The organism is Pedococcus sp. P2_E4, from assembly GCF_056403935.1.
The window spans coordinates 207,517-224,819 of sequence record NZ_JBFUEO010000001.1 but is presented as its reverse complement, the minus strand read 5'-3'; the positions used below and the strand labels follow the sequence as shown (position 1 = coordinate 224,819).

Annotated in this window: 17 protein-coding genes; 6 read left to right on the top strand and 11 right to left on the bottom strand. The window is 71.6% G+C overall.

The genetic code is table 11. The annotated features are described in order from the left end of the window. Window positions 1-174: 174 nt before the first annotated feature. The 3 genes from AC1DV7_RS01125 to AC1DV7_RS01115 are packed head-to-tail and all read right to left on the bottom strand — an operon-like array spanning window position 175 to window position 3,841. Window positions 175-1,683, bottom strand: a complete 1,509-nt coding sequence (locus AC1DV7_RS01125; protein ID WP_477593731.1) for a threonine/serine exporter family protein — start codon at window positions 1,681-1,683, stop codon at window positions 175-177. Further along, window positions 1,683-3,371 carry a serine/threonine-protein kinase gene (locus AC1DV7_RS01120; protein ID WP_477593729.1) on the bottom strand — a complete coding sequence of 563 codons (1,689 nt, stop codon included), beginning with the start codon at window positions 3,369-3,371 and terminating at the stop codon, window positions 1,683-1,685. Before AC1DV7_RS01120 ends, AC1DV7_RS01125 begins: the two co-directional genes overlap by 1 nt. A 41-nt stretch (window positions 3,372-3,412) precedes the next feature. Further along, window positions 3,413-3,841 carry a CBS domain-containing protein gene (locus AC1DV7_RS01115; protein WP_477593727.1) on the bottom strand — a complete coding sequence of 143 codons (429 nt, stop codon included), beginning with the start codon at window positions 3,839-3,841 and terminating at the stop codon, window positions 3,413-3,415. 86 nt (window positions 3,842-3,927) lie between these two features. Here AC1DV7_RS01115 and AC1DV7_RS01110 point away from each other — a divergent pair, with 86 nt between their 5' ends. Further along, on the top strand, window positions 3,928-5,475 hold the full coding sequence (locus AC1DV7_RS01110; protein ID WP_477593725.1) for an alpha,alpha-trehalose-phosphate synthase (UDP-forming): 1,548 nt from the start codon (window positions 3,928-3,930) through the stop codon (window positions 5,473-5,475). Further along, a complete protein-coding gene (gene otsB / locus AC1DV7_RS01105; protein WP_477593723.1) occupies window positions 5,475-6,245 on the top strand; it encodes a trehalose-phosphatase in 771 nt (256 codons plus the stop codon). Before AC1DV7_RS01110 ends, otsB begins: the two co-directional genes overlap by 1 nt. Window positions 6,246-6,340: 95 nt before the next feature. Here the strand turns inward: otsB and AC1DV7_RS01100 are convergent, their stop codons facing one another. After that, window positions 6,341-7,354 carry a LacI family DNA-binding transcriptional regulator gene (locus AC1DV7_RS01100; protein WP_477593721.1) on the bottom strand — a complete coding sequence of 338 codons (1,014 nt, stop codon included), beginning with the start codon at window positions 7,352-7,354 and terminating at the stop codon, window positions 6,341-6,343. Between the two features lie 237 nt (window positions 7,355-7,591). Here AC1DV7_RS01100 and AC1DV7_RS01095 point away from each other — a divergent pair, with 237 nt between their 5' ends. The 3 genes from AC1DV7_RS01095 to AC1DV7_RS01085 all read left to right on the top strand — a co-directional run bounded on the left by AC1DV7_RS01095 (window position 7,592) and on the right by AC1DV7_RS01085 (window position 10,856). Then, on the top strand, window positions 7,592-8,704 hold the full coding sequence (locus AC1DV7_RS01095) for an ABC transporter ATP-binding protein (RefSeq protein WP_477593719.1): 1,113 nt from the start codon (window positions 7,592-7,594) through the stop codon (window positions 8,702-8,704). Window positions 8,705-8,878: 174 nt separating this feature from the next. Next, window positions 8,879-10,129 (top strand): DUF4032 domain-containing protein, encoded by a 1,251-nt coding sequence (locus AC1DV7_RS01090; protein ID WP_477593717.1) that lies wholly within the window; start codon window positions 8,879-8,881, stop codon window positions 10,127-10,129. Between the two features lie 88 nt (window positions 10,130-10,217). Further along, window positions 10,218-10,856 (top strand): RDD family protein, encoded by a 639-nt coding sequence (locus tag AC1DV7_RS01085; RefSeq protein ID WP_477593716.1) that lies wholly within the window; start codon window positions 10,218-10,220, stop codon window positions 10,854-10,856. A gap of 33 nt (window positions 10,857-10,889) precedes the next feature. Here AC1DV7_RS01085 and AC1DV7_RS01080 read toward each other — a convergent pair whose 3' ends face one another. The 7 genes from AC1DV7_RS01080 to ispF form a co-directional block, all read right to left on the bottom strand. Next, window positions 10,890-11,273 carry a DUF2752 domain-containing protein gene (locus tag AC1DV7_RS01080; RefSeq protein WP_477593714.1) on the bottom strand — a complete coding sequence of 128 codons (384 nt, stop codon included), beginning with the start codon at window positions 11,271-11,273 and terminating at the stop codon, window positions 10,890-10,892. Between the two features lie 56 nt (window positions 11,274-11,329). Beyond that, window positions 11,330-11,659 (bottom strand): CD225/dispanin family protein, encoded by a 330-nt coding sequence (locus AC1DV7_RS01075; protein WP_477593712.1) that lies wholly within the window; start codon window positions 11,657-11,659, stop codon window positions 11,330-11,332. An 86-nt stretch (window positions 11,660-11,745) separates the two neighbouring features. Next, on the bottom strand, window positions 11,746-12,723 hold the full coding sequence (gene rlmB, locus AC1DV7_RS01070; protein ID WP_477593710.1) for a 23S rRNA (guanosine(2251)-2'-O)-methyltransferase RlmB: 978 nt from the start codon (window positions 12,721-12,723) through the stop codon (window positions 11,746-11,748). A 10-nt stretch (window positions 12,724-12,733) separates the two neighbouring features. Then, window positions 12,734-14,173: a cysteine--tRNA ligase gene (gene cysS, locus AC1DV7_RS01065; RefSeq protein ID WP_477593708.1), complete on the bottom strand. Its 1,440-nt coding sequence runs from the start codon at window positions 14,171-14,173 to the stop codon at window positions 12,734-12,736. Between the two features lie 57 nt (window positions 14,174-14,230). Continuing rightward, window positions 14,231-14,908, bottom strand: a complete 678-nt coding sequence (locus tag AC1DV7_RS01060) for an MBL fold metallo-hydrolase (protein ID WP_477593706.1) — start codon at window positions 14,906-14,908, stop codon at window positions 14,231-14,233. Continuing rightward, complete coding sequence (locus tag AC1DV7_RS01055; RefSeq protein ID WP_477593704.1) at window positions 14,908-15,993, bottom strand: S-(hydroxymethyl)mycothiol dehydrogenase; 1,086 nt, start codon at window positions 15,991-15,993, stop codon at window positions 14,908-14,910. Before AC1DV7_RS01055 ends, AC1DV7_RS01060 begins: the two co-directional genes overlap by 1 nt. A gap of 83 nt (window positions 15,994-16,076) precedes the next feature. Then, a complete protein-coding gene (ispF, locus tag AC1DV7_RS01050; RefSeq protein WP_477593700.1) occupies window positions 16,077-16,571 on the bottom strand; it encodes a 2-C-methyl-D-erythritol 2,4-cyclodiphosphate synthase in 495 nt (164 codons plus the stop codon). A 74-nt stretch (window positions 16,572-16,645) separates the two neighbouring features. Here ispF and AC1DV7_RS01045 point away from each other — a divergent pair, with 74 nt between their 5' ends. Then, on the top strand, window positions 16,646-17,230 hold the full coding sequence (locus tag AC1DV7_RS01045; protein ID WP_477593698.1) for a GNAT family N-acetyltransferase: 585 nt from the start codon (window positions 16,646-16,648) through the stop codon (window positions 17,228-17,230). Window positions 17,231-17,303: the final 73 nt, after the last annotated feature.

Sequence of the window (17,303 nt, the reverse complement as noted above, 5' to 3'; positions counted from 1 at the left end):
CGGCGGCATCGGTCAACCACCGTAGGCCCGTGGGCGGGATCGGACAACCAGTTCGCCGGATGTCGTAGTCCCTTCGGTCAGAACTGGGCGGTAGGGGTCGACATCGCGACGCCACGACCGGGCCCGACAGGCGGGCGGCCGGGCGGCCGGGCGCCCGAGCGGGGGCGGTCCGGGTCAGCGACGCCGAGCGCGACGCTTCTGCACCGCACTGCGGTCGAAGGGCGCCGCCAGGAACTCACCGAGCACGCTGCCGGCCGCGATCGCGAGCAGCACGGCCATCGCCCCCAAGAGGGTGGTGATGCCACCCTGGAGCGACAACGTCCCCGCGCCCTCGGAGGAGCCGTTGACCATCTCGTACAGGCCCCGGAAGATCGCCAGACCGGGGAGCAGGCCGTACGACGCGGGCACGACGAGCACCATGGGCGGGGCCCCGAGCCGCAGCGCGACCAGCCGCCCGGCGAACCCGAGCACGATCGCGGCGCAGCCCGCAGCGGCCAGCGGACCCAGCCCGTCGATCCGCGCCACGGCCAGCGAGACGCCCACGCTGGCGGCGCACAGCAGACCGGCCGGCAGGACGAGCCGGCGCATGCTGCGAAGCCCGACCGCCCCCGCCAGGCCGACGAGGAACGCGCCCACCACCGCGAGGAGCACGGGTGCGCTCAAGGCCCGGGTGGCCACGATGGACGGCGACGCGACGTCGAGGTCGAACATCTCCGTGAGGGACAGCGTGAGGGACAGGCCCGTGGCGACGCCGAGGATGATGCCCGCGGTCGTGAGGAAGACGGCGAACATCCGGCCCGCTCCGGTGACGGAGTAGCCGGAGATGGCATCCTCGAACGCCGAGGCGACCGTGCGTCCGGGCAGCAGCACCGTGATGCCGCCGGCGACGATGAACGCGAAGTCCGACGACGAGACCGGCAGCCAGCCCTGCGCGCCCAGGCTGAACGCACCCCAGGCGCAGACGGTGGCGAAGAACCCACCGATGGCGCACTGGTAGAAGTCCGGCAGCCCGCGCCGCCCCAGGGACCGGGCGGCATACCCGACGAACAGCGCCGACAACCCCGACACGAGCGCGGCGACCGCACCGGCACCCAGCATCGTCGCGATGGCGGCGGCCAGCACACCCAGCGAGCCACGGACCGCCCACCGCGGCCAGAAGCGTGGGGCGCGGCGGATCTCGCGCAGCCGGGCCGATGCGGCCTCGCGGTCGTAGCCCTCGCTGACGAGGCTCTCGACGAACTCGTGCACCGCGGTCAGCCGGGCGAAGTCACGGCTGGCCGAGCGCACGACGCGCAGCATGGTGATCGGGAGGCCGGAGGTCGTCGTGCACTGGATGAGCAGTGACTGCAAGGTGATGTCGACCTCGAGGTTGTCGAGCCCACCGGCCGCGGCGACCGCGATGACCGACGACTCGACCTGCGGCGCCCCCGCCCCGCACCGCAGCATCAGCTCGCCGACCCGCAGGGCCAGGTCGAGGGCCGCCCGCGCCTCGCGCTCCTCCGCCGCCGCCTGCCGGATCTTCACGTTGCGATAGGGCGAGTGCCTCAGCGACTCCAGCATCGGCATCGTCTCGGTGAGCTCTTCGCCGCGCCAGATGCGGCTGCTGCGCAGGACGGGGCGGCGTGGCCGGTGCGGCGGGCCCGGGTCGGGGCGCGGGCTCGGGTCTGGGGTGCCTTCGGCCATCAGCCGAGCCCGGGGAGCACCGCGCTCGGTGCCTGGGTGGGCCACCAGTCCGGGGAGCCGGCTTCCTGGAGGGCCAGGCCCGCGAGGGCGAGAGCCAGCAGCAGGAGGAGCCCGACCGCGATCTGGGAGGCGCGCGCACCGGGCACGACACCGCGCACCAGGCTCCGGGTGCCTCGGCGCAGGCCGGAGCCCCCGGGCCCCCACCACGCCATGAGGGCGGCTACCAGCCCGCCGACCGCGAGGTGGGGAGCCGAGTTGGGTTCGGGAGACCCACCCGTGACCGCCACGGTGGCCAGCGCGGAACTGAACACCGCGCAGATGCCCACGACCGCCGGCAGCAGGGCGCTGACGACGGTGGCGAGCGCGCCGATGACCAGGTGCCAGGGGCTCGCGGCGACCGCGAACGGCACGTCGCTGCGCCGACGGCCCTTGTTGTAGCGGCGCAGCACGAGCGAGGTCACCGAGCGGTCGGCGGTCCGCGCCGCCCACGACAGGACGATGGCCAGCGTCACCGCGACCACCGGGAAGGTCGCGACGGCAGCGACGAGCACGACCAGCAGGGCCACGAGGGTGCCTGTGCGCGTCGGCCGCCCGATCCGCGGGTCGGGTTCACCGGGGCCGCCCTGCCACGCGGCCTGCCAGTCGGAGACCTCGTCGCCCTCGGGCTGGTAGTCCTCGTCCCACGGCACGAGCTCGCCGGTGTCGGGCGGGAGCGCGACGGGTCCGAGCGGGGGCCGCTCGACCTGGGGGACCACCGCGGGACGGTCCCACTCGCGCGTGCTCGGCTGCGCGAGCGGCTGGGTATGACGGGTGGGCAGGGCCAGCGCCGCGGTCACCGGGCGCCCGGTGGCGTAGCGCTCCAGCGCCTCGACCACCTCGTCGGCGTCGGGCCGCTGACGGGGCTCGGGTGACAGCGCGGCATACAGCAGGGGGGCGAGCCTCGGGTCGACCGAGGCCAGGTCGGCCTCGCCGCGGCTGACGCGGTTGAGGACGAGGTCCATGGGTCCGCGACCGAAGGGCGGGGCCCCGCTCGCCGCGAACGCCAAGGTCGCGGCCCAGCCCCACCAGTCCGTGGCCTCGGTGACCGGCGCCCCCTCGACCACCTCGGGCGACAGGTAGCCGGGGGTGCCCATGACGAGTCCCGTCATGGTGATCCGCACGTCGTCGGCGACATGGGCGATCCCAAAGTCGATGAGGACCGGGTCGTCGTCGAGCATGAGGACGTTGCCGGGCTTGAGGTCGCGGTGGATCACGTCGGCCGCGTGGATCGCGTGCAGGGCCTCGGCCAGCCCACGACCGAGGCGGAGCAGCTGGTCGCCCCCCAGGGCGCCGTGCTCGCGGACCACGTCGTCGAGGGCCGGGCCCGGGACGTAGCGGGTGACCAGGTAGGGGCGGTCGCCGTCGAGGTCGGCGTCGATGACCGCAGCCACCCGGGGGTCCTTGATGCGCCCGAGCACATCGACCTCGCGGCCCAGTCGGATGCGTGCGTCGCGGTCGTGGGCCACGTGCGGCCGCAGCAGCTTGAGGGCCACCGCGCGTCCGTGCGGGTCGAGGGCCAGGTGGACCACTCCCATACCGCCCTCACCGAGCTGCTGGATGAGCCGGTAGGGGCCGATCCGGGTCTCCGGACGCGGCGCGCCGGGCAGGACGGCGTGACCGTCGCTGCCTTCGATCGCCTCCGTGGTCATGCCCCTACGGTAAGCGAGACGGCTGGGGGAATCCGGGAGGGTTACTGCTGGATGTAGCCCACGAGCTGGTCCCGCTCGGACTGCAGCTCGTCGATCCGGTGCTTGACGATGTCACCGATGCTGACGATGGCCCGCAGCTTGCCGTCGACCACCACGGGCACGTGGCGGATCCGCGCGTCGGTCATGGTGCGGGCGAGCTCCTCGATCGGGACGTCGAGGTCACAGGTGCGCACGTCGGCGGTCATGATCTGCGAGATCGGCGCCAGGAGCACCGCCGCCCCGTCCTTGTGGAGGTGACGCACGACGTCGCGCTCGCTCACGATCCCCACCACGGTCTCGCCGTCCTCACTCACGACGAGGGCACCGATCCTGTGCTCCTCGAGCAGCGCGAGCAGCCGCTCCACGGTCTCGTCCGGCCGCACCGTCACCACCAGGTCGCCCTTGCGCCGCACCACATCCGAGATCCTCATGCTCAGACGTTAGACCGGCCCGCGGGCCGACGCTAGGGGAAGCGCCCTAGGGTGGACGGTGCAGCCACCTCTGGAGATGATCGACAGTGCCGCGCAGTTCCACGTCCTCGCCCACCCGCCGACCACCGACCTTCGACCTCGTCATCGCCGCCAACCGGCTTCCCGTCGACCGCGTCGTGGGCCCCGACGGCGAGGCCAGCTGGCGCACCAGCCCGGGTGGCCTGGTCACGGCGATGGAGTCCGTCATGCGCGGGCGCGACGGGGCCTGGGTCGGCTGGGCGGGAGAGCCCGGGGACGCCCCCGAGCCCTTCGTCAGCGACGACGGGATGTACCTGAGCCCGGTGGCGCTCTCGGAGGACGAGGTCGCCCAGTACTACGAGGGCTTCAGCAACGACACCCTCTGGCCGATCTACCACGACGTCATCGTCCCGGCGACGTTCCACCGGCAGTGGTTCACGGCATACCAGGCGGTGAACCGGCGGTTCGCCGAGGCGATCTGTGACGTCGCCGCCAGGGGCGCCACGGTCTGGGTGCACGACTACCAGCTACAGCTGGTGCCGGCGATGGTGCGCGAGCTGCGTCCGGACGTGCGGATCGGCTGGTTCAACCACATCCCGTTCCCGCCGGTCGAGCTGTTCGCCCAGCTGCCGTGGCGCCGGGCTGTGCTCGAGGGGCTGCTCGGCGCGGACTACCTCGGGTTCCAGCGGGTCGCGGACGCCCAGAACTTCATCCGCGCGTGTCGGCAGCTGCTCGGGCTCCCGACCAAGGGAGACACGGTCTCGGTCTCCCGTGGAGACGACGCCCGGCGCGTGCGCGCCAGCGCGGTGCCGATCTCGATCGACTTCGCCGGCCTCGAGGCGCTGGCCAACCTGCCCGAGACCAAGCAGCGGGCGATCGAGATCCGCGAGTCCCTCGGCAACCCCCACACCCTGCTGCTCGGCGTGGACCGGCTCGACTACACCAAGGGCATCGGTCACCGCATCAAGGCGTACGGCGAGCTGTTGAACGAGGACCGCGTGTCACCCCCGCGAGAGATCTTCGTMCAGGTCGCGACGCCGAGCCGGGAGCGCGTCGCCGCGTACCGCGACCTGCGTCACGAGATCGAGGGAGAGGTCGGCCGGCTCAACGGCGAGCACTCCCGCATCGGGGCTCCGGCCGTCCAGTACCTCCACCACTCCTATCCCCGTCAGGAGATGGCAGCACTGTTCCTCGCTGCCGACGTGCTGCTCGTGACGCCCCTGCGCGACGGCATGAACCTCGTGGCCAAGGAGTACGTCACCTGTCGCTCCGACGAGGGCGGCGCGCTGGTGCTGTCCGAGTTCACAGGAGCCTTCCACGAGCTGCACCAGGCCTTCGTCTGCAACCCGCACGACATCGAGGGCCTCAAGCAGACGATCATGCGGGCCATCGAGACGCCCGACAAGGACAAGCGCCGGCTGATGCGGGCCATGCGGCGCCGGGTCGCGGACCACGACGTGCAGCGCTGGGCGTCCCGGTTCCTCGAGGCCCTCGCCGTCGCACCCGACCGGCCCCAACGGACGTCACGGGAGCAGAACGCCGACGACGAGCTCGCCACCGCCGACCGGCGGGCGCGCGAGCGGCACCACGCGGGGAAGGGCAAGGACCCGGCCTGATGCCAGGGCTCTCCGCACTGCTGACCAGCGCCCTGGCCGAGCTCGCCGACCAGCCGCGCATCCTGGTGGCCACCGACTTCGACGGCGTCCTGGCCCCCCTGGTGCTCGATCCGATGTCGTCCCGCGCCCTGCCCGGCACCATCGAGGCGCTCGAGTCCTTGGCCGCCATGCCCGGCACCCACGCGGCCGTGGTGTCCGGTCGTGACCTCGAGACGCTGACGGAGCTCACCGGGCTCGAGGGGTCACCGGTCACCCGCATCGGCAGCCACGGCGCCCAGACGAGCGCCACGGCGACGACGGCCCTCGACCACGACCAGCGATCGGCGCTGGAGGCCGTGGTCCGAGACCTCGAGTCCCTGCTGCCTGCCCACCCCGGTGCGGGGCTGGAGCACAAGCCGACGGCGGTGGTCCTGCACACCCGGCGGATGAGCGACATCTCCGCTGCCGGGGCCGCCGAGGAGGCCGCGCTCGAGGTGACCACCCGGCATACCGGCCTGCACGTCCTGCACGGGAAGCACGTCGTCGAGGTCAGCGTGGTGCCGGCCGACAAGGGCACCGCCCTCGTGGCGCTGCGCGACGAGGTGGGGGCCACGGCGGTCGCGTACTTCGGGGACGACGTGACCGACGAGCACGCGTTCGAGCGGCTGGATGAGCGCGACCTGACGGTCAAGGTCGGCACCGGCGAGACGGCGGCCCGCTACCGGGTGGACTCCCCCGAGGACGTCGCGGCTGCCCTGACGCTGCTGGTCGAGCGGCGCAGCCAGCGCTGATTTCGCCAACCTCTGCTAGCAGGGATTAGCGAAATCCGGACAGGTTGCAACCCGTCCACATTTCGCCAAGTCCTGCTAGCAGAGGGTAGGAAAGCTCAGCGGTGTCGGACCGCTCCGGTCGAGCCACGCACCACGAGCTCGGGCCGGAACACGAACTCGGCCCGCGGCGCCGGCTCGCCGGCGATCTCGTCGAGCAACGCGTTGACTGCGGCCTCCGACATGGCTGCCACGCTCTGGCGCACGGTGGTCAGCGGCGGGTCCGTGAAGGCGATGAGCGGCGAGTCGTCATAACCGACCACCGAGAAGTCGTCGGGGACCCGCAGCCCTGCCCGCCGAGCTGCCCGGATCGCCCCGAGCGCCATCAGGTCCGAGCCACAGACCACCGCGGTGCAGCCCTTGTCGATCAGCCGGGCGCCTGCGGTGTCGCCGCCCTCGACCGAGAACAGCGTGCGCTCGATCAGCGACTCGACGTCGTCGCGGCCGAGCAGCCGCTGCATCGACTCGCGGAAGCCCCGCAGCTTGCGGATCACGGGGATGAACCGGTCGGGACCGATGGCCAGGCCGATCTGGGTGTGGCCGAGCTGCACGAGGTGGGTGAGCGACAGCTCCATCGAGGCGACGTCGTCGTTGGAGATGAACGGGGCGTCGATGCCCTCGAGGTAACCGTTGACGAGGACGATCGGCAGTCCGCGCTCCCGGAGCCGGACATAGCGGTCGGCGTCGGTCGTCGTGTCGGCGTGCTGGCCCGAGACGTAGATGATGCCGGCGACGCCGCGGTCCAGCAGCATCTGGACGTAGTCGTCCTCGTGCACGCCGCCGGGGGTCTGCGTGCACAGCACCGGGGTGAACTGGTGTCGGGCGAGGGAGGTCTCGATGACCTGCGCGAAGGCGGGGAAGATCGGGTTGGTCAGCTCGGGGACGATGAGCCCGACGAGGGCGGCTGACCGGCGGCGCAGCCGGCTGGGCCGGTCGTAGCCGAGCACGTCGAGCGAGGTGAGCACCGCCTCGCGGGTCGACTCCGCGACCCCGGGCTTGTCGTTGAGGACCCGGCTCACGGTCGCCTCGCTGACGTCGGCGTGCGCCGCGATGTCAGCCAGTCTCGCCTTCACACCCGCGAACCTAGCAAGAAATTGCAAGAACTTTCAGTCGCCTCGCGGCACCCGAGGGCCTGTAAACGTTTCCACCGTGCTCCACCCCGTGCTTCCACGCCTCGACACGGCAGTGGCGCAAACGGCCCGGGTGGGCGAGACTGACCTCACCTGAGGACACCGACGTCCACAGGTGCTCCACCTTTACAACGGATCGTCCGGCACGTTCCTGCCGGTGAAGGAAAGGCAAAGACGCCCATGGCAACCGTGAAGTTCGACGAGGCCACCCGCCTCTACCCCGGCAACGACAAGCCCTCTGTCAACAAGCTCAACATCGACATCGAGGACGGCGAGTTCCTCGTCCTGGTCGGCCCCTCCGGGTGTGGCAAGTCCACCTCCCTGCGCATGCTCGCAGGCCTCGAAGAGGTCAACGCGGGCAAGATCTGGATCGGTGACCGCGACGTCACCAACCTGTCCCCCAAGGACCGCGACGTCGCCATGGTCTTCCAGAACTACGCGCTCTACCCCCACATGACCGTCGCCGACAACATGGGCTTCGCGCTCAAGATCGCGGGCGTCGACAAGGGCGAGATCCGCAAGCGCGTCGAGGAGGCAGCCAAGATCCTCGACCTCGAGCAGTACCTCGAGCGCAAGCCGAAGGCCCTCTCCGGTGGCCAGCGCCAGCGCGTCGCCATGGGTCGCGCGATCGTGCGCTCCCCCCAGGTGTTCCTCATGGACGAGCCGCTGTCGAACCTCGATGCCAAGCTCCGCGTGCAGACGCGCACCCAGATCGCGTCGCTGCAGCGCCGCCTCGGGGTCACGACCGTCTACGTCACCCACGACCAGGTCGAGGCCATGACGATGGGCGACCGCGTCGCGGTGCTCAAGGACGGCCTGCTCATGCAGTGCGACACCCCGCGCCGGATGTACGACCACCCCGACAACGTGTTCGTCGCCGGGTTCATCGGCTCGCCTGCCATGAACCTGCTCGACGTCGACGTGGCCGATGGCGGGATCAAGGTCGCGGGCAGTGTCATGCCGGTCGACCGTGACGTGCTCGCGGCCGCACACGGCAAGTCCATCACCCTGGGCGTCCGGCCCGAGGACCTCGAGCTGACCACCGAGGGCGGCGGCATCCCCGTCGTGGTCGACGTCGTCGAGGAGCTCGGCGCGGACGCCTACATCTACGGCACCGCGAAGGTCCACCAGCACATGGAGGCCGACGAGGACTCCGACGCGCCGGAGAAGCCGTTCATCGCCCGCGTCGACGGCCGGCGCCCCCCGAAGAAGGGTGAGACCGTCCACCTCGCCCCCAAGCAGGGTCACGTTCACCTGTTCGACGAGCAGACCGGCCTGCGCCTGGCTGACTGACCGCCGCAGTTCGTATGCCGGGTGGCCGGCACCCCTTCGCGGGGTGCCGGCCGCTCGCGTGTCAGGACCGGAATCCGTCGCCCGGGCCGTCGAGACGCCGATTCCGGCCACCGTTCGGGCAGTTGGTTTTCACCGTGGGTCGCGTCCCGCGGTAGACACTGGGAGCATGGGCGGGTGGCCCTCCAGATCACCGCAGCCCGCCCCGACCCGGCCATGCTCGACCTGCCGTGGGAGCTGCCACTGGAGACCTGGCCGGAGGAGGTCCTCGCGGCTCTGCCCCGAGGCATCTCGCGGCACGTCGTGCGGTTCGTCAAGCTGTCCGGCCGGGTCCTCGCGGTCAAGGAGATCAAGGCCGACATCGCTGCCCGCGAGTACCAGATGCTCCGGATGCTCAACCGCTTCGACCTCCCCTGCGTGGAGCCCTTCGGGGTGGTGAGCGGCCGGGTGGGACGCGACGGCACCGAGCTGGACGCGTGCCTCATCACGCGGCACCTGCAGTTCTCGCTCCCCTACCGCGCCCTGTTCAGCCAGTCGCTGCGGCCTGACACCTCGACGCGGCTGATCGACGCCCTGGCAGTCCTGCTCGTGCGCCTCCACCTCGTCGGCTTCTGGTGGGGTGACGTCTCGCTGTCCAACACCCTCTTCCGGCGTGACGCCGGTGCGTTCGCGGCATACCTCGTCGACGCCGAGACCGGCGAGCTGCACCAGAAGCTCACCGACGGCCAACGCGAGCACGACCTCGACATCGCGCGGGTCAACATCGCCGGGGAGCTGATGGACCTCGAGGCCGGTGGCTTCCTCGAGGCCGGGGTGGACCCCGTGGACACCTCCAACCGGATCGTCACGCGCTACACGGAGCTGTGGGGCGAGCTCACCGGTCTCGAGCGGTTCGAGGGAGGCGACCGCTGGCGCGTCGACGAGCGGATCCGGCGCCTCAACGAGCTCGGCTTCGACGTCGACGAGCTGTCCATCTCGACCGACTTCGACGGCACGACGATCCAGATCCAGCCCAAGGTCGTCGACGCGGGTCACCACTCACGGCGGCTGCTGCGCCTCACCGGGCTCGACGTCGAGGAGAACCAGGCTCGCCGCCTGCTCAACGACCTCGACGCCTTCCGGGCGGGCACCGACCGGCAGAACGACGACGAGGAGCTCGTCGCGCACGACTGGCTGTCCAGGATCTACGAGCCCATCACGCGCGCCGTCCCCCGCGAGCTCGCCGGCAAGCTCGAGCCGGCCGAGCTGTTCCACGAGGTCCTCGAGCACCGCTGGTACCTCTCCGAGCGCGCCGGTCACGACATGCCCATCGAGGACGCGATCCGCGACTACGTGTCCACCGTCCTGCCGAGCAAGCCGGACGAGGCGACGGTGGTGGGCGTCGACACGGTCGAGATGCCAGTCGTGGCGATGTTCGACGACCGCTGAGGGACGGGGTGCGCCGACGGCGCCCGGTCGGCGCACCTGCCCGCTAGGGTGACCGGCGACGACCGAGCGACCTGGGGGGACCCTCACGATGACCGACCAACCACCGTACGACCAGCACGGACAGCAGTGGCAGCCGCCGGCCCCGGGTAGCCCCGCCCAGCCGCCCGCCCAAGGCCAGGGCCAGGGCCAGGGCCAGGGCCACCCTTATGCCGGTCCGCCGGCCCACGCGGCGGACGGGCCATGGGGACCGCTCGCCAGCTGGGGGACCCGAGTCGGGGCCATGCTCATCGACAGCCTGCTGCAGCTCATCGGCATGGTGCCGTACGTCGTCGGGTTCGTGCTCATCATCGCGGGGTCGCCCGACACGTCGTCCTACGAGGTGTCGGGCGGGTCGTCCCCCGACGAGACCAACACGGGCATGGTCGTCGCGGGGGTCGCGCTCGTCGGGGTCGGCGTGCTGCTGATGATCGGCATCCAGGTCTGGAACCGCGTGTTCAGGATGGGCCGCACCGGGCAGAGCATCGGCAAGAAGGCCATGGGCATCAAGCTCGTCGAGGAGCGCACGGGCCAGCCGATGGGTCCGGGCATGTGCTTCGTCCGCGAGCTGGCCCACTTCCTCGACGGGATCGCCTACATCGGCTACCTCTGGCCGCTGTGGGACGCCAAGCGACAGACCTTCGCCGACATGGTGATGAGCACCGTCGTGGTGCGGGCGCCCACGAGGTAGCCGCGCGCGCCCACGAGGGGCCGCAGGCTCGGGTCAGGCGGGCGACAGCCAGGTCCAGCCCGGCATGTTGCGCAGCGCCCAGAACGCCAGGATGACACCGAGCAGGCCGTACAGCACCCAGGGCGGGGCGACCCAGGTGCGAGGTGCGCCGCGCCAGAGCCGGCGCGACCAGAGGGCGAACGCCGCTGCCAGGACCACGAGGGCAGCCACCGTGAGCGGATTGCGTTGCAGCGCAAGGCCTGCATCACCGTGCAGCAACGCGTGCAGGGCACGCGTGGTGCCACAACCGGGGCAGTACCAGCCCGTGAGGGCGAGGAACGGGCAGGTCGGGTAGTGCCCCGGCGTCTCGGGGTCCACCGCGAAGACCACCCCACCAGCGACGGCACACCCCGCTGCCACGAGCGAGGGGAACAGCATGCGGCGCCCCCGACCCGGCTGGGTCGAGGGCGCCGCACGTGGAGCGATGAGGGTCATCACATGCCAGTGGCGCTGTCCGAGCTGAGGACACCTGCGGCGATGAGGATGCCGTAGAGGATCGAGCCGACGATGCCGAGCACGAGGGCGATGATCGCGAACTTCTTGGCCTTGGCCGAGTCGTCGTTGGCGCCGGCGACGTCACCCTGGGCGTACTTGCCGTTCACGCGAGCGGCGAAGACCACGGCCGGGATACCGATCGGCCAGCAGCACAGGAGGCTGACGATCGCCAGGACCAGGTAGTTGGGCGGCGGGGTCCCACCGACGGCCGGGGCGTTGTAGCCCGGCGCGGGCGGCGGCGGAGGAGGCGGGTTGCCGTAGTCAGACATGCGGTGGATCCCTTCGGAAAGTGTGGGCGACGCTCCCCCTTGGGCGCGACGGTGCAGAACCTACCGGATTCGTCCCCGTTTGGGGCTCAGAGCGCGCGACGTCGTGCGACTTCGTACAACGCCACACCCGTGGCCACACCGGCATTGAGCGACTCGACAGCCGACGACATCGGGATCGACACGATCTGGTCGCAGGTCTCGCGCACCAACCGCGACAGCCCCTTGCCCTCGGACCCCGTGACGATGACGATCGGCTCGGTCGCGAGGGTGAGGTCGGTCAGCGAGACGTCACCCTCCATGTCGAGACCCAGGATGAAGAACCCCGCCTTGCGGTACTCCTCGAGAGCCCGCGTGAGGTTGGCCGCCCTCGCCACCGGGACCCGCGTGGCAGCCCCGGCCGAGGTCTTCCACGCCGAGGCGGTCATGCCGACCGAACGACGCTCCGGCACGACGACCCCGTGGCCACCGAACGCGGCCACCGAACGCACGATGGCCCCGAGGTTGCGCGGGTCGGTGATCCCGTCGAGGGCCACCACGAGCGGGATGCCGGGCGCCTGGGGGTCGACGAGGTCGCTGGGGTGGGCGTACTCGTAGGGGGGCACCTGGAGGGCCAGGCCCTGGTGGACGGCACCGTCGGTGAGGCGGTCCAGCTCACCACGCGGGGTCTCGAGGATCGCCAGGCCCCGCTCGGTCGCGATCTTGAGGGCCTCGCGGACCCGGTCGTCGGAGTCGATCCGGCCCGCGACGTACATCGTGGTGACCGGGACGTCGGCGCGCAGCGCCTCGACGACCGAGTTGCGACCCGCGACGATCTCGCTGGACGCCTTGCCACGGCGGGAGGCACCGCGACCGGCGCTGGGACGAGAGCCCGGCCTGGAACCGCCAGAGCGCTTCTCGGCCGCGGCAGCCATGCGGTTGGCCTTGTGCTTGGGCCGGTCCTCGGCCTTCGGGGTCGGCCCCTTGCCCTCGAGGCTGCGACGGCGCTGGCCGCCCGAGCCGACCTGCGGGCCCTTCTTCGACGCGCCCTTGCGGACTGCCCCGCGACGCTGGGAGTTGCCTGCCATCAGATGCCTCTCAGCTCTCGCGGCGGGCGAGCGACCAGTTCGCTCCCGACGCCGTGTCTTCGATGACGATGCCTGCGGCACCGAGTTGGTCGCGGATCGCGTCCGCGGTCGTGAAGTCCCGTGCCGCCCGCGCGGCGGCGCGGGCGTCCAGCTGCACCCGGACGAGGGCGTCCAGCGCCTCGGCGGCGTCGCCGGCGCCCGCGTCCGGCCCGCCGTCCCAGTGCGGGTCGAGGGGGTTGACCCCCAGGAGGTCAGTCATGGCCACGACCGCCGAGAAGGCCGTCGCGAGTCCCTCGGAGTCGCCGTCGTCGAGGGCCGTGTTGCCGGCACGCACGGTGTCGTGGACCACCGCCAGCGCCCCCGAGACGTTGAGGTCGTCGTCCATCGCCGCGGCATACGCCTCGGGGACGTGGGCCGGGTCGGGGGTCGTGGACGTGCCGTCGGGCAGCGCCCGGAGGGCGCGGGTGAGGAAGCCCTCGATGCGGGCGACGGTGGCCTCGGCCTCCTGCAGCGACCCCTCGTGGTACTCGATGGTCGAGCGGTAGTGCGCGGCCGTGAGGTAGTAGCGCAGCGCCAGGGGGCGGGCGATCTTGGTGACCTCGCCGACCAGGAGCGAGTTGCCCAGCGACTTGCTCATCTTCTCGCCGCTGACGGTCACCCACGCGTTGTGCAGCCAGTACGTCGCGAAGCCGAGACCCGCCGCCTGCGACTGCGCCTGCTCGTTCTCGTGGTGCGGGAACCGCAGGTCGACGCCGCCGCCGTGGATGTCGAACGAGTCCCCGAGGTACTTGCGCGCCATCGCGGAGCACTCGAGGTGCCACCCCGGCCGACCCTCACCGAACGGCGTGGGCCACGAGGCGCTGGCCGGCTCGTGCGGCTTGCGCCCCTTCCACAGGGCGAAGTCGCGGGGGTCGCGCTTGCCCCGCGGGTCGGCGTCCTGGGCCGCCTCCATGTCGTCGATGCGCTGGTGGGTCAGCGAGCCGTAGGCGGGGTAGCTCTGGACGTCGAAGTAGACGTCACCGCTGTCGTCGGTCGCGGCGTAGGCGTGTCCCTTGTCGACGAGGGTCTCCATGAGGGTGACCATCTCGGGGATGTGACCGGTGGCGCGCGGCTCGTAGGTCGGGGGCAGCACGCCGAGGCTGTCGAGGGCAGCAGCGGTGGCGACCTCGTTGCGGTAGGAGAGCGCGAACCACGGCTCACCCGCATCGGCCGCCTTGGCGAGGATCTTGTCGTCGATGTCCGTGACGTTGCGCACCAGTGACACGTCGTAGCCGTAACGGCCGACCAGCCAGCGGCGCAGCACGTCGAACGCCACCGCGAACCGGACGTGACCGATGTGCGGGGCTGCCTGGGTGGTGAGTCCGCAGATGTAGATGCCCACCCGGCCCGGCGCGAGGGGGGTGAAGTCGCGCAGCTCACGCGCGGCGGTGTCGTACAGGCGAAGACTCACGCGCGCAAGGCTACCTGCGCAGGGCGGTCAGCCCGAACCGTCGACGGCGGGCCGGGCTCAGTGGCCGCGGTCGACCCACTCGCGCAGGTGCGGTGCCTCAGCGCCGATGACCGTGGCGTCGCCGTGACCGGTGAGCACCACGGTCTCGTCCGGCAGGGTGAGGAGGCGGTCGCGGATCGAGTCGATGATCGTCGGGAAGTCGCTCCAGGACCGGCCGGTGGCACCCGGACCACCGTTGAACAGCGTGTCGCCGGTGAAGACGACGTCCAGCGCGGGGGCATAGAGGCAGCAGGCGCCGGGGCTGTGGCCGGGTGTGTGCACCACGTGGAGCTCGACGTCCCCCACGGTGAGGACCTGGCCGTGGGCCAGGTCGTGGTCGGGGGCCGCGTCGACCACGACGTCCCAGAGCATCCGGTCCTCGGGGTGGAGGTATGCCGGTGCGCCCGTGGCGGCGCGAACGTTGCCGACGGCGTTGACGTGGTCGTTGTGCCCGTGGGTCGAGATGACGGCGGTCACGGTGCGACCGCCCACCCCCGCCATGATGGCCTCGGCGTCGTGGGACGCGTCGATCACGACGCACTCACGGTCGTCGCCGACGACCCACACGTTGTTGTCGACGTCCCAGCTGCCGCCGTCGAGCTCGAAGGTGCCGGAGGTGACCACCCGGTCGACCCGCACCCCGCCCGCGGACCGTGCGATGGACGGCATACCGGGGTCGTGGTCGTGCTCCGCCATCACAGCACCACCACCGAACGCAGGACCTCGCCGCGTTCCATCTTGGCGAAGGCAGCCTCGACGTCGGCCAGCCCGATCCGCTCGGACACGAAGGCGTCGAGGTCGAAGCGGCCCTGCCGGTAGAGGTCGACGAGCATCGGGAAGTCGCGGCTCGGCAGGCAGTCGCCGTACCAGCTGGACTTGAGCGCGCCGCCGCGCCCGAAGACCTCCATCATGGGCAGGGTGAGCTGCAGGTCGGGGGTGGGGACACCGACGAGGACCACGGTGCCGGCGAGGTCGCGCGCGTAGAACGCCTGCTCGTAGGTCTCGGGGCGACCGACGGCCTCGACGACCACGTCCGCGCCGAAGCCGCCGGTCAGCTCGCGGATCCGCTCGACGACGTCCTCGCTCCTGCCGTTGACGGTGTGGGTGGCCCCGAACGACCGGGCCGTCTCGAGCTTCCGGTCGTCGACGTCGACGGCGACGATCGTGGTCGCGCCGGCCACCACGGCACCCGCGATGGCGGCGTTGCCGACACCGCCGCAGCCGATGACGGCGACGGAGTCACCGCGGCCCACACCACCGGTGTTGACCGCCGCGCCGAAGCCGGCCATGACCCCGCACCCGAGCAGGCCCACGGCTGCCGCATCGGCCTCGGCGTCGACCTTGGTGCACTGGCCGGCGGCCACCAGCGTCTTCTCGACGAAGGCCCCGATCCCCAGCGCGGGCCTCAGCTCGGTGCCGTCCGTCAGGGTCATCCTCTGGGTGGCGTTGTGCGTGCTGAAGCAGTACCAGGGCTTGCCCTTCGCGCACGCACGACACTGCCCGCAGACCGCCCGCCAGTTGAGGATGACGAAGTCCCCGGGGGCGACATCGGTCACGCCCTCGCCGACGGCCTCCACGACGCCGGCGGCCTCGTGACCCAGCAGGAAGGGGAACTCGTCGTTGATCCCGCCCTCGCGGTAGTGCAGGTCGGTGTGGCACACCCCGCAGGACTGGACCTGGACGACTGCCTCGCCTGGGCCCGGGTCGGGCACGACGATGTCGACCAGCTCGACGTCGGCTCCCTTGCTGCGGGCGATGACTCCCTTGACGGTCTGCGGCATGCTGCGAACTCCTCGGTCGAGAGACTGCGGTGTGGACGGGGCCAGGTGAGGCGGTGGGGTCGGGCGCTGGGTCGCGAGGTACGTCAGGTGGTGGGGACGACGAGCGCCGTGGCGATGGCCGCGATGCCGTCGCCCCGCCCGGTCAGGCCGAGCCCGTCCGTGGTGGTGCCGCTCAGGGACACTGGCGCGTCGATGGCAGTCGACATGACGTCCTGCGCCTCCGCACGGCGGGCGCCGATCTTGGGGCGGTTGCCGATGACCTGGACGGCGACGTTGCCGATCTCGAAGCCCGCGTCGCGCACGAGACGGGCTGCCTCGGCGAGCAGGGTGAGACCGGAGGCCCCGGCGAGCTCGGGGCGGTCGGTTCCGAAGTGCACCCCGAGGTCACCGATCCCGGCGGCCGAGAACAACGCGTCGCACGCCGCGTGGCAGGCGACGTCGGCGTCGGAGTGCCCGTCGAGCCCGCGCTCACCCGGCCAGCCCAGCCCAGCCACCCGCAGCTCGCGGTCCGACCCCTCGGGGGCGAACGCGTGCACGTCGACGCCCACGCCAGTCCGTGGCACACCGGTGGTCCCCATGCCTGCCATCCAACCACCCGGACCGCCGATATCCAGGTGAGCCCTCCCCCACCGGGCGGTTAGCGTTGCGCCGTATGAGCGAGCCACTGCCGATCCCCGTCCTCACCGGCGACCTGGTGACCCTGCGACCGCACGGCATCGACGACGCGGACAGCGTGCTCGAGCGCGCCGTCGACCCGCTGGCGCAGCGGTTCACCACCGTCCCGCTGGGCTACACCCGGCAGATGGCGATCGAGTACGTCACCGAGTTCACCGCCCCCTCCGCCGAGCAGATCTCGTGGGCCATCGAGGTGGAGGGCAGGTATGCCGGGTCGATCGACCTGCGCGTCATGCCGGTCGACGTCGGGGCTGGGTCCGTGGGCTATGCGACGCACCAGGACTTCCGTGGCCGCGGGGTCATGTCGGACACCGTGCGCGTGGTCGTGCGCTACGCCTTCGACGTGCTCGGCTGGCAGACGGTCCGCTGGGAGGCGCACGACGGCAACTGGGGCAGCGCGAAGGCAGTGTGGCGCGCCGGCTTCCCGGTGCCGACCTTCGTGCCGGACCTGCTGGTCGAGCGCGGCCGGCTGGTCGACGGCTGGATCAGCACCCTCCACGCGCCCGCCCCCGATGGGCCGGTCACCACGTGGGACGAGGTCGTCGCGGCCCTGACCCGCTAGGCCGAGGCTCGTCGCAGCGCCTCACGGGGTCGCCCGCGGGTCAGTCGGTCACTCGGTCACCCGGTCACCAGCG